We start from the raw sequence: 12834 nt of genomic DNA on the forward strand, positions 1-12834 counted from the left end.
ATATCACTCACTCTTTGTAAATTAGCATCCGTTTTTTCTAATTGCTGTTGTGCTTGCTGTTTTTTTAATTTAAAGCTAGCAACTCCAGCTGGTTCCTCAATGATAAATCGGCGCTGTTGGGGTTTACTATTAAAAATTTTTTCAACATTTCCTTGAGAAATAATTGCAAAAGAATTTTTTCCTAAACCGGAACCCATAAATAAATCAACAATATCTTTTAAACGTACTTTTTGGTTATTAATAAGACAGTCACTTTCACCACCGCGAAAAAGACGACGTCGAATTTCGACTTCGTCACGGTCAATATTTAATTGGCGGTCACGATTATCAAACTTTAAAATAACTTCAGCACGATTCAAGGGAGGCTGGCTATCGCTGCCTGCAAAAATAATATCTTCCATTTTACCGCCGCGTAAACTTTTAGCAGACTGTTCGCCCATTACCCACCGTAATGCTTCTGTTAAATTACTTTTACCACTGCCATTAGGACCAACAATACCAGTAATCCCAGGGTCAAATTTTAAAGTCATTGATCGAGCAAATGATTTAAATCCGTTAATCTGTAATGATTTTAATGCCAAAAACATCCCTCTTATTCTGAGAATGTTCTGATTTCATCCTCTTCACTGTCGATAATTTATTTTGCGTGCAATTTTAACAATTGCCGATGGGCAGCTTGTTGTTCAGCTGCCTTTTTACTATGACCAGTACCGGTTGTTAACCTTGCGCCATTAACAACCAGCTGAACAGTAAAGCTCGGATTGTCTTCGTTACTGTCACCAATTACCAAATAATCAATCTCGACATCACCATTAGCCTGCAGTTCTTCTTGCAACTCGGTTTTAAAGTCGTTCTCATCACTAAATTCACCAGCATCAATATGACGATAAACAGTTTGCTGCAAAAATTTAACAACTGCCTCATTGCCCTGATCGAGATATAAAGCACCATTAAACGCTTCAAAAACATCTTCAAGTAATGTATTCCGATTTCGAGCGCCAGCTTTTTGTTCACCATTTCCTAGGCGAATATATTTTGGAAAACCCACTTCACGAGAAAATTCGGAAAAACTGGCTGTGCAGACAATATCGGCTCGTAATTTAGTTAATTGACCCTCTGTGAGATGGGAAAACTTTTTATAAATGTACTCTGATACATTTAATTCTAATACTGCATCACCTAAAAACTCTAAACGTTCATAATCTGACAAATGCAGCTCTTGATGTTCATTAGCATAAGAAGAATGGGTTAAGGCAGCCTGCAGTAAGTCTAAATTTTTAAAAACGATTTGATAACGTTCCTTGAGCAGATTAACTAATTCTTGATCAACCACGACTAATTCCTTCCACTTTTAGTTTAAATATCTTTATTTTTGATGAGCCGTAATATATTTTACGGCTTGGCCTACTGTTTGAATTGTTGCAGCTTCTTCATCAGGTATTTCTTCACCGAAATCATCTTCTAGTTCTAGTTCAAATTCTACCATATCAATTGAATCTGCTTGTAAATCATCCTGAAAATTTGTTTCCATAGTAATTTTATTAACATCTGTATCAAAACGTTCACTTAATAATTGAGCAATCTTTGCAAAAACTTCTGTTTCTGTCATTTGAGTCATCTCCATTAATTGTTAATTTATTGATTAGTTTGCTGCTGATCAAAATATTCAATAACTTGCTGCAGCATTCCCTTATTATACATCATTCTTAATTGGACTAAAGCATAATATACCGTCCGAGCATCTGAGGCACCGTGAGATTTCACAACAGGGGCCTTAACCCCCATTAATACAGCTCCCCCATAAGAAGCCACGTCAAAAGTAGTCTTAATACTCTTTAATGCTGGTTGGGCCAACCAAGCTCCCGCTTTAGCCCGCAGTCCATTATTCAATAAAGTGTGCTTAAGCTGTGACATTAAAGTTTTCACACTACCTTCCAGTGCTTTTAAAACTGCATTGCCTGTAAAACCATCGGTCACTACTACATCAGCAACACCCTGTAATAAACCGTCAGCTTCAACGTTACCGATAAAATTAATTGTCTTAATCTGACTCAAAGCTTGGTAGGCCTCTTGATGAAGTTTGTCACCCTTATCAAATTCACTGCCATTATTTAATAAGCCGACTGTAGGTTGCTTAATCCCCTTTACTTCACGGGCATAAAATGAACCCATAATGGCCCATTGCGTTAAATAATTCACCTTAACTTCAGCATTAGCACCCGCATCTAAATAATTAAAACCTTGCTTAAGTTTCATTGCTGGCAGTGTAGGCATTAAAGCAGGACGAGCAATGTTTTTTAATCTGCCCACAATAAAAATCCCTGCGGCTAATAAAGCTCCGGAATTTCCTAAAGAGAATAAGGCATCAGCTTCGTTTTTCTTGACAGCTTGAGCTGCCTGAACCATAGACGAATCCTTTTTTTGACGAATGGCTTTCATCGGCTCATCAGTTCCTAAAATCACACTTTGGGTGGGTACAATTGTAATACGCTGTTCATTGGTGAGATAGTGTTTAATCTGCTGTTCATCGCCAAAAAGTAAAAATTGTAAATCATCAAATTGATCGCGCGCACGTTCTACGCCCTGAACTATTACTTCAGGTGCGTGGTCTCCACCCATAGTATCTACTGCTATTTTCATATTTTTACCTCTCATTAATCTAAATTATCCAGCTGCTGCGACTGCAAATAAGTCCGTAATTGCAAATGATGTGTTAAGGAAGGATCAGAAGCAAATAGCTGTTGAACCTCTTGATGGGCTGTCAGTAACATTGGTTCATCTGCAAGAGGATCAGCCACCTTAAAGTCTGGAATTCCTGATTGTTTGTTACCAAATAAATCCCCAAATCCTCGTAATTGTAAATCTTTTTGTGCTAGCTTAAAACCATCATTAGTTTGTGTCATAATTCGCAAACGTTCAATAGCAGTTTTATTATGAGGATCAGCAAGTAAAATGCAATAAGATTGCCGTAATCCCCGGCCAACACGTCCGCGCAGCTGATGCAGCTGTGATAATCCAAATCGGTCCGCATTATAAATCACCATGACACTTGCATTGGGAACATCAACGCCGACTTCTACCACAGTCGTTGATACTAAAATATCAATTTGTCGATCTTGAAAATTTTGCATTACAGTGTCTTTTTGGTCAGCACCCATTTGCCCATGTAAGAGGGCAATTCGATATTGCGAAAATTCTTGTTGCAGTTGTTGATAAATCTCTTCAGCATTATGCAGATCCATTTTTTCTGATTCACTAATTAAAGGGGCAATAACAAAAATTTGCGCCTGCTGCTGTAATTGTAATTTCAAGAAATGCTGTACTTGATCCATCTTATTAAACCGCAGCCAAAAAGTTTCCACGCGCTTCCGGCCTGCTGGCAGTTCATCAATAATGGACAGATCCATTTCCCCATAATACGTAATTGCTAAAGTTCTAGGAATCGGAGTAGCCGTCATCAATAAGACATCCGGACTCTGGCCTTTTTGGCGCAGGGAACGTCTTTGCTCTACGCCAAAACGATGTTGCTCATCAATTATTACTAATCCTAACCTCTGATAGCTCACATCAGTTTGAAAAAGCGCTTGCGTCCCAATAATGATATTATACCGGCCAGATTTAATTTTGGAAAGTTCTTGGGCTCGTTGTGCTGGGGTTAAGGCACTGGTTAATAGCACTGTTGTCAATTGAAATTGAGCAAATAAGGGACATAATTTTAAATAATGCTGTTGAGCTAAAATTTCTGTGGGTGCCATTAGCGACGCTTGATAACCTGCAGTAACTGCTGCAAACATAGCCGTAGCAGCCACCGCAGTTTTCCCACTACCAACATCGCCTTGCAGTAAGCGATTCATAGCTTGTGGAGATTTCATATCTTGTAAGATTTCCCCTAGCACACGTTGCTGGGCTTGAGTTAATTCAAAACCGAATTGTTGAACAAATTGTTGAACATATTCTTCATTGTAGTTTTCACGTACACCAATGGAACTATTTTGATCTTGCTGCTTTAAATAAGCCAAACGCAGTTGATAAAGATATAATTCACGGAATTTAGCACTTCTCCGTGCTGCTTGAGCTTGTTTTAAAGTTTGAGGAAAATGCATCCCCTGAATAATTTGCGTTTCCGTTAATAAATGATATTTCCTCCGTAAATCGGAATCACAAATCTCTAAAGCTTGATCAGAATATTTGGTTACGGCCTGACGAATCAACTTGACTAAAGTTTTTTGATGTAACTTTTTGTTCGTAGGATAAACAGCATCTAAGCTTTCTTTAGAAAAATTAGTGGTAGATAAAGCCTTCATACCAGTTAAAGAACGTTTATCCGCATTCCAACGCCCATAAACTAATACTTGTTTTCCCACAATAAATTTTTCCTGCAGCCATGGCTGGTTAAAAAAAGATACCGGGATTGTTTCATTATCTAGTAATAAGCGAACAACAAGTAAAGTTTTTTTATAGCCAAAGCGACGCAAAACAGGATTACTAGCCACAACACCATTTAACACAATTTTTTCTTGATCAATAGCTTCAGCAACAGATTTTAATAAAAGATCTTCATAGCGTAAGGGAAAATAATAAAGTAAATCTTGAATTGTTACAATGCCTAGATCAGCTAAAGCTTGTTGGGTTTTAGCACCTACGCCGTTTAAATAACTCACAGATTGGAACAATTCAGACATCTTATCACCTCTTGCTAAAAAAGGATGGGTCCAAAAATTGGGACCATCCTTTTAGTTCACTAAATTTTTAGATTATTCTACGGCAATTAGGTAAGGGTAAATTGGCTGATCGCCATGATGTATTTCAGTTTCTAAATCAGGAAAATTATTTTCAATTTGCTGAGCAATTTGTTCAGCAGTATCCTGGTTGCCGTCCACACCAATTAAAATGGTTACAACTTCACTGTCAGCATCAACCATTTTAGCTACTAAATCTTGGCTGATTTGAATAATTTCTTGGCCACTGACCACAATATCGCCGTCTACTAAACCAATCAAATCGTCTTTTTTGATTTTTAAATTACCTATTTCACTATCACGCACTGCAGTCGTAATTTGGCCGCTTTTGACTGTACTCAAAGCTTCTGTCATATTTTCTTGATTCTGTTCTAAGTCGGCAGTCATATCAAAAGATAAAAGAGCTGTCATGCCTTGAGCAATGGATTTGCTAGGAACAATGGCAGTTGGAATTTTAACCACTTGGCTAGCCTGTTTAGCAGCCATGACAATGTTGCCGTTATTGGGCAAAACTAAAACTCTTTTGGCATTACTTTGTTCAATAGCATTAACAATATCTTTTGTGGAAGGGTTCATAGTTTGACCGCCACTAATAATAGAAGTGACACCTAAACTCTTGAAAAGTTTTTCCAGTCCTGCTCCTGAAGCGACCGCAATTACACCATAATCTAATTGTGGCTGCTCTACTTGGCTTTGGGGTTGGTCTTCAACAATAGTCTCATGTTGAATCCGCATATTATCAATCTTAATTTTGGCCAAAGAACCAAATTTACGTCCGTAACTAAAGACTTTTTGCGGATGTTGAGTATGGACATGGACTTTCACTACTTCATCATCGGCTACCACCAGTAAGGAATCACCAATCCCATCTAAATAATTACGAAAACTTTCATAATCAAAAGGATCATCACTAGTAGCATTAACTCCTAAAGTAACCATCATTTCAGTACAAAAACCATTTTGGATATCTTCATTGCTAAATTGATTTTGGACAGCCTGATGATGAGTGGCACTGACCATTTCATCCATTTCGGCTTCGTCGGGCTGGTATTGATCATTATTATCAACTTCTCCGCCTAAAGCTTCCAAAAAACCTTCATAAATAAAGACTAGACCCTGACCACCAGAATCTACCACGCCCACTTCTTTTAAAACGGGTAATAAATCTGGCGTAGTAGCTAAAGCTTTTTTAGCACCATTTACAGCAGCTGACATTACAGCTGTTAAATCATCATTGTTTTCAGCAACTGCAGCAGCGGCTTGAGCAGCACCCTTAGCCACAGTTAAGATTGTGCCCTCTACAGGTTTCATTACAGCTTTATAAGCTGTTTTAACCCCAGCTACTAGTGCTTCCGCAAGTTCTGGAGCAGTCAAAGTTTCTTTATCGACAATCTTTTTACCAAATCCACGAAAAATCTGCGAAGTAATAACTCCAGAATTTCCTCGAGCTCCCATTAATAATCCCTTTGATAAGGCTTGGGCCAAATCACCAACTTTAGTAGAAGTTGACTCATTTACGGCTTGATAACCTGATTGAAAAGTTAAATTCATATTAGTTCCAGTATCGCCATCAGGAACCGGGAAAACATTTAATGAATTCACAAATTTAGCATTTTGTCCCAAACGATGTGAACCCATGCGAATCATATCTTGAAATTCGTTATTAGTAATTACGTTAACTGACAATTGAAATTCCTCCAGTTAATCCTCTTCTAAAATTTTGACGCCTTGTACATATACATTAACATGAGCTGTCGGTGCACCGAGTAAAGTCTCCAAACTATATTTAACTTTACTTTGGACATTACGGCACACTTCTGAAATTTTCACACCATAACCAACAATAATATAAACATCCACAATTGTCCCTGTCTTAGTTTGACGGACAACAACACCTTTGGTATAGTTTTCACGTTTTAAAATATCATTAAAGCCATCACGCAGCTGGTTTTTACTAGCCATGCCGACAATGCCGTAAATATCGGTTGCTGCACAGCCAACAATTGATGCAATCACTTCATTAGAAATATCAATATTGCCATACTTGGTTTGAATAGATACTGCCAAAACTTACACCCCTATTCTTCACGTATCATTACTAGATTTTATCATAGCACATCAAAATGTGAAAGCAGCATTCTGAGACCTGTCAAGTAATTTTACTTTAATTCCTGCTTGCTTTCTCTAATTGTAGATGGTAACATATTTAAGTGTTCATAAAAAGAAATTTTAAGTCGGACAAGGAGGTTTTGTCCCATGGCAAAAGATATTATCACTGGACGTAGAACTCGCTTTGGTAATAAGCGTTCCCATGCTTTGAATTCATCACGGCGTTCTTGGAAAGCTAATTTACAAAAAGTACGGATTTTAGTCGATGGCAAGCCTAAACGTGTTTGGGTTTCTGCACGCGCATTAAAATCGGGAAAAGTTACCCGCGTCTAAATAATAGCAAATAAAAAACGACTAACTATTGTATTGTTAGTCGTTTTTTATTTTTATATGAAGAGATAAATTTTATTTGCTTGCATCTTTACTTTGTATAACTGCAACTACACCTTCTGTAAATGCAAAATGAACCGTAGGTTGAACAAACTCATTACTTGACAGCGACACTGGCCGGTTAAAATCCGTGGCTGGCAGACGATATTTTGCGTCAGCAATCATCAGCTCTTTAACTGGTGTCAAATTAAAAAAGCCCAGATATTTCATAGATGTAATATGGTGTATTTCATATTTGCCCGCTGTGAAATAAGAAATAATATTTTGACGGTCGATGAGACGAATTTTTCGAATATTGCCCCCTAAAGTTAAATCCAGAGGTAAAAAAATATTAACTAACTCATGATCAATTCGTCCACCGGTAGCCCCATAAATGTCCACTTGCTCAGCTTGCAAATCTTCTAAAGCCACTTGGACACCCATTTGAGAGTCTGTATAGTCTTTAATCGGATTAGAATAACGAATATCACTAACAACTCGTTCCATTCGCTGACGTTCTAGAGTTTTTAAGGAGTCAAAGTCCCCTACACTAATTAAAGGAGTAATATGTTGATCCAATAATTCGATAGTTCCATGATCAACACCAATCCAATCGCCTGTAACGGTTGTTAAATTAGGGAGATTACTAGGTGTGCCACCTAGTAAAAGGTTAACTTTCTTCATAGATAATCGCCTGCTTTAAGTTATTAATGCGCGCTTGCAAATCATGCCCGAAGACATAAGAACCAGCTACAAAAATATTGGCACCTGCTTGTTGACAATTCTTAATAGTCTGATTATTAATACCACCATCCACTTCAATACTATACGTATAAGATGGATGCTCTTTTTGTAGTTGTGCTAAATGTTGAATTTTAAGAGTCATGGAATCAATGAATTCTTGACCGCCAAAGCCCGGATTAACTGTCATTACTAAGACATTATCGACTATTTCTAATAAAGGCAAGACACTAGCAACGCTCGTGCCGGGATTCAAAACAATTCCTGCTTGGGCACCTAATTCATGGATTTTTTGTACAACCCGATAAATATGTTTGGTACTTTCAACATGAACATTAACTAAATTGGCACCTGCTTGTACGACAGCATTCAGATAATTTTCTGGTGTTTGTACCATGAGATGAGTATCTAAGGGTACAGAAGTTATTTGGCGAATAGACTTAATAAAATCAGGCCCAAACGTTAAATTAGGAACAAAAACTCCATCCATAATATCAATATGAAATAAGTCGGCTCCCGCGGCCGCTGCTGCTTGGATATCACGTTGCAAATTTAACCGATCCGCACTTAAAATTGAAGGTGCAACTAAATTATTTTTGGGCATTATTCTTTTTACCTCTTTTATCATTTTTTAAATATACCGGCCGTTCCTGAGCAATTTCCGCCTGAAATTGGCAGTAATTTTGATAACGACTCGTTAAAATCTGTCCTTGTTCTACTGCTTGTTTAACACCACATTGTGGTTCATTTAAATGCACACAACTACGATATTTACAATTAGAACTATATTGTAAAAAGTCGGGATATAATTGGGGCAATTGCTCACGGGTTATTTTAGTTAAATTTAATGAAGAAAAACCCGGTGTATCAGCAATCAAACCTTGCTTGTAGGGATAAAGAGTTACTATCCTAGTAGTGTGTTTACCACGATTTAAACTGGTAGAAATACTATTAGTCGCCAGATGCAACTGCGGAAGAAGTTGATTTAATAGAGTAGTTTTGCCCACCCCAGTTTGTCCAGCCAAAACGGTTTCTTTATCAGCCAAAGCAGTCATTAACTTTTGTTCTCTATCCACTGCAGTGAAGACTTGGTAACCTTGATTTTGATAGTATTTTAAGACTTTTAATATCGGAGCTTGTTGAATGCTGGTAAGCAAATCCAATTTGCTTAAATAAATTAAAGGCTGAATATTTTGTGATGCTAATACTACTAAAAAACGATCTAGCAAATTAGACGAAAACTGAGGCTGAGTTGCTGTAATAACCACTAATGCCTGATCAACATTAGCAATTAAAGGACGCTCAATTTCATTTTTTCGCGGCTTAATTCGTAACAAATAATCATTTTCAAATTCTACCCAATCACCAACAATGGGTTTTATTTTTTTTTGACGAAAATTGCCACGAGCACGAGTACGCACGACTTGCTGATTGGCAACTTGTACATCATAAAAACCGCTATTAGATTTAATGATTTTTCCTGTTTGCATATTTTTAACCTGCGGTTACACTTTCTGAATCGATGGTGGCGCCATCTCTTACTACCCGATATTGTCCAATTTGTCCCTTGGCTAACTGAAAAGGAATTGTTACTTGAGTTTCAGAATCGATTTCCATAGTTTTATAAATCTCGTTAAGGTTATGATTGGCATCCTTTATATAAATTTGAATTTGATTATTGGCATGATTATCCTGATCATTATAGGGCAAAGTAATAGTTTTATTAATTGTCTGCAACTGGTTATTATTTGAATTTTCTTTAACAGGTTGGTTGTTATGCACAATAGGATCAACTTTGCCGCTCGAAATATTAATTACTAAGGAATCTCCGCGCAAGACTTTAGTACCCGCTACAGGGCTTTGTGAAACTACTAAGCCCTTATCGACAGTATTGGAAGGCACATTTTTAACAATTAATTGCAATCCCTGCTCATTAGCATAGCCTTGAGCTCCACGTAAATTATAGCCTGTTAAATCTTTAACCATAAAACTATAATTTTTTTGTCCTAGAGAAACAGTTAGATGAATTGTTTGTTTGGTAGGAACGATTCTACTATGTGATTTGGGTGTCTGTTTGATGATAGTACCGGCGGCCACTTGCTTAGAATAGCGACTTAGGCGCTTCACTTTAAAACCTTGGGCTAATAATTCTTGGCGTGCAGCGTAATAATTATCACCAACCACATTCGGAACTTCTCGCAATTTCGGACCTAAACTTCGAATTAATTTAACCTTCGAACCCGATTTTAAGTGTGTTCCTTGCGGTGGAATGGAACGAATAATATTGTTTTTAGCTACATTATCATTATATTCATTGGCACCAATGGTTGCTTTGAGCTGTGAGTTATTCAGCACTGCTTGAGCCTGACTAGGACTTAAATTGGTAACATCAGGTACTGTAACTTCTTTTCCCCAACTAAGCCAAATTCCAATAACTGCTATAATAATTAATAAAATTAATAATAACCACCAAAATTTATGTTTTTTAGAATGTTTTTTTGATTGAGCAGCATTATTTTTTTGGGAAGAATGTCCTTGCACTAATTGAGGAATCACTTTAGTTTCTTCAGTATCATTATTACTTAAAGCTGTTGGTACAAAAACCGCCTCTCGAGCACGGTGCGGACTTAAAGCCGTTTTTAAATCGGACGCCATTTCTAAAGCACTCCCATAGCGCTCTTTAGGATCTTTAGCAGTAGCTCTAAAGACCACATTTTCTAAAGCTTGAGGAATTTCCGGCTGAGCTTGACGCATACTGGGTGTCGCTTGATTAAAATGCTTCAGGGCAATAGCTAATGAAGTTTCACCATCAAACGGTAGTTTTTTGGTTAACATTTCATATAAGATAATCCCCAAAGCGTAAATATCTGACTGTACATTTGCTTGTTGCCCCCGTACACGCTCAGGAGCCATGTAATGGACTGAACCCATTGTGGAGTTAGATTGTGTAATCGATTGTTCACCTTGAGATAAAGCAATGCCAAAGTCAGCCACTTTAGCATGTCCTTGAGGAGTTATCATTACATTTTGTGGCTTTAAATCTCGATGAATAATCCCATGTTTATGTGCTACAGCTACTCCTTGCAATATTTCTTCCATTAAATTTACCACTTGCTGATAAGGCAAAGGAAAATGTTCCTTAATGTATTCCTTTAAACTACCACCAGGTACATATTCCATAACAATATAGGGTAAATTTTCATCGCCTACGTCTAAAATATTTACAATATAAGGGCTAGATAGTTTACTCATGGCTTGTGATTCACGTTGAAAACGCAGACGTATTTGTTCATCATTTTGTAAATCGGAGCGTAAGCTTTTTAAAGCAACGCGACGATGCAAATAAGTATCTTCAGCCAAATAAACATTTGACATACCGCCTTCTCCTAAAGTATCTAAGATAAGGTAGCGATTATCAATTAAGTCGCCCTTATTAATCATCGCTGGCCACCTCACTATTAGCCTGCAATTCAATGACTAAAGCAGTTATATTATCCAAACCTCCAGCTTGGTTAGCCTGATTGATTAATAATTCACATTTTTGCTGAGCAGTAAGTGGTTGACGTAATATTTGGGCCATTTGCTCGTCATCTAACATATTTGATAAGCCATCACTGCATAATAAAATTTGATCATATTTTTGCAAATCAAAAGTGCCAAAGGTAGGACTAACTTCTGGTGAAACTCCGAGACTTTGCGTAATGATGTTTTTATTGGGGTGATGCTTGGCTTCTTGGGGCGTAATAGCTCCTGAAATTAACAATTCATTTACTAAAGAATGGTCAAAACTTAACTGCCGAAAATTATCACGATTTAATAAATAGCAGCGACTATCACCAACATTAACTACCAGCACTTGAGTAGGAAAAATAAAAGCGCCAACAATAGTGGTTCCCATACCAGATAATTCACTTTGCTGTTGTGACTTTTTAATTACTCGCTGATTTTCTTCTGTTAATAAATCGTTCGCCCAGTGGGAAATTTCCTTGATATCATGTAAATTATTTTTTTCAAATTCTTGGCCAAAGTGATTAACTACCATATCAGAAGCCACATCGCCCCCACGATGGCCGCCCATCCCATCAGCTACTACTGCAAAGACTATACCAGCTTGATTGTGATAGACTTGAACATAATCCTGGTTAGTTTGACGTTTTTGACCCTTGTCAGTTTTAAAAGCAATATCCATTGTATACCTCAATTGAAGAATTATTCGTTATTTGATTTTTTGTAAAGCTGCAATAAAAAAGCCGTCAGTTGTATAATCATCAGGATAAATTTGCACAAAATTTCTGCGATGAATCTCTGCTAAAGGATAATGAGTTTTAACAGGCCGTAAAATAAAATCTGGTCGCCGCTGCAAAAACTGCGTAATTACTTGCTGATTTTCTGCTTCTAAAATTGTACAAGTGCTATAAACTAAAAGTCCCTGAGGTTTTAATAAAGGTGCAACTGCTTCTAAAATTGCTAGCTGAATAGCAGCCAATTTATTAATATCAATTGCTTGTTTGGTATAACGTATCTCAGGTTTACGCCGCATTAAACCTAAACCTGAACACGGAGCATCTACTAAAATTTTGTCAAAAGAATTTTCTGAAAATTTCTCTCCCACCTGACGTGCATCTAAGGCTTGAGTTTGCAGACGCTCAAACACACCTAAGCGATGTGCATTTTGTTCAATTAAGTGCAGCTTTTTCGCATGCAAATCTAGAGCAGTGATTTGACCATTTGGTCCTAATTCACTAGCAATTTGAGTAGTTTTACCACCAGGGGCAGCACAAGCGTCAAGGACACGGTCAGATTTTTCTACCTGTAAAGCTGGAGTTACTAACATGGCACTTTCATCTTGAATAGTCCAATAACCAGCGTCAAACCA

The 12834-nt window shown here is 37.4% G+C and carries 14 protein-coding genes; 1 reads left to right on the forward strand and 13 read right to left on the reverse strand.

Annotated elements, in window-relative coordinates; genetic code table 11:
- From EQ827_RS06440 to EQ827_RS06470, 7 genes are all read right to left on the reverse strand, one after another.
- A partial coding sequence (locus EQ827_RS06440; RefSeq protein WP_181190171.1) for an AAA family ATPase occupies positions 1-581 on the reverse strand: 581 nt, incomplete at its 3' end.
- Between the two features lie 56 nt (positions 582-637).
- Positions 638-1333: a ribonuclease III gene (gene rnc, locus EQ827_RS06445; RefSeq protein WP_181190172.1), complete on the reverse strand. Its 696-nt coding sequence runs from the start codon at positions 1331-1333 to the stop codon at positions 638-640.
- Positions 1334-1366: 33 nt separating this feature from the next.
- Positions 1367-1609, reverse strand: a complete 243-nt coding sequence (gene acpP, locus EQ827_RS06450; RefSeq protein WP_181190173.1) for an acyl carrier protein — start codon at positions 1607-1609, stop codon at positions 1367-1369.
- A gap of 26 nt (positions 1610-1635) precedes the next feature.
- Complete coding sequence (plsX, locus tag EQ827_RS06455; RefSeq protein WP_181190174.1) at positions 1636-2640, reverse strand: phosphate acyltransferase PlsX; 1005 nt, start codon at positions 2638-2640, stop codon at positions 1636-1638.
- Between the two features lie 14 nt (positions 2641-2654).
- Positions 2655-4682 (reverse strand): ATP-dependent DNA helicase RecG, encoded by a 2028-nt coding sequence (recG, locus tag EQ827_RS06460; protein ID WP_181190175.1) that lies wholly within the window; start codon positions 4680-4682, stop codon positions 2655-2657.
- Positions 4683-4754: 72 nt separating this feature from the next.
- On the reverse strand, positions 4755-6425 hold the full coding sequence (locus EQ827_RS06465) for a DAK2 domain-containing protein (RefSeq protein WP_181190176.1): 1671 nt from the start codon (positions 6423-6425) through the stop codon (positions 4755-4757).
- Positions 6426-6440: 15 nt separating this feature from the next.
- Positions 6441-6806, reverse strand: coding sequence for an Asp23/Gls24 family envelope stress response protein (locus EQ827_RS06470; protein WP_181190178.1), 366 nt, complete (start codon positions 6804-6806; stop codon positions 6441-6443).
- Between the two features lie 189 nt (positions 6807-6995).
- Here EQ827_RS06470 and rpmB point away from each other — a divergent pair, with 189 nt between their 5' ends.
- The gene (gene rpmB, locus EQ827_RS06475) at positions 6996-7181 is read left to right on the forward strand and encodes a 50S ribosomal protein L28 (protein ID WP_045922495.1); all 186 of its coding nucleotides are present in this window, start codon (positions 6996-6998) and stop codon (positions 7179-7181) included.
- A 72-nt stretch (positions 7182-7253) separates the two neighbouring features.
- On the opposite strand, the gene EQ827_RS06480 is transcribed toward rpmB, so the two are convergent.
- From EQ827_RS06480 to EQ827_RS06505, 6 genes are all read right to left on the reverse strand, one after another.
- Complete coding sequence (locus EQ827_RS06480; protein ID WP_181190180.1) at positions 7254-7901, reverse strand: thiamine diphosphokinase; 648 nt, start codon at positions 7899-7901, stop codon at positions 7254-7256.
- Complete coding sequence (gene rpe / locus EQ827_RS06485; RefSeq protein WP_181190181.1) at positions 7888-8562, reverse strand: ribulose-phosphate 3-epimerase; 675 nt, start codon at positions 8560-8562, stop codon at positions 7888-7890. The genes EQ827_RS06480 and rpe overlap by 14 nt, the downstream gene beginning before the upstream one ends.
- A complete protein-coding gene (gene rsgA, locus EQ827_RS06490) occupies positions 8549-9448 on the reverse strand; it encodes a ribosome small subunit-dependent GTPase A (RefSeq protein ID WP_181190182.1) in 900 nt (299 codons plus the stop codon). Before rsgA ends, rpe begins: the two co-directional genes overlap by 14 nt.
- Before the next feature lie 4 nt (positions 9449-9452).
- Positions 9453-11399 (reverse strand): Stk1 family PASTA domain-containing Ser/Thr kinase, encoded by a 1947-nt coding sequence (pknB, locus tag EQ827_RS06495; RefSeq protein ID WP_181190183.1) that lies wholly within the window; start codon positions 11397-11399, stop codon positions 9453-9455.
- Complete coding sequence (locus EQ827_RS06500; protein ID WP_181190185.1) at positions 11392-12147, reverse strand: Stp1/IreP family PP2C-type Ser/Thr phosphatase; 756 nt, start codon at positions 12145-12147, stop codon at positions 11392-11394. Before EQ827_RS06500 ends, pknB begins: the two co-directional genes overlap by 8 nt.
- Positions 12148-12174: 27 nt before the next feature.
- Positions 12175-12834, reverse strand: a 660-nt coding sequence (locus EQ827_RS06505; RefSeq protein ID WP_181190186.1) for a methyltransferase domain-containing protein, incomplete at its 5' end; no start/stop codon positions are given.

The sequence above is a fragment of the Bombilactobacillus bombi genome (genome assembly GCF_013607485.1).
GTDB lineage: Bacteria > Bacillota > Bacilli > Lactobacillales > Lactobacillaceae > Bombilactobacillus > Bombilactobacillus bombi_A.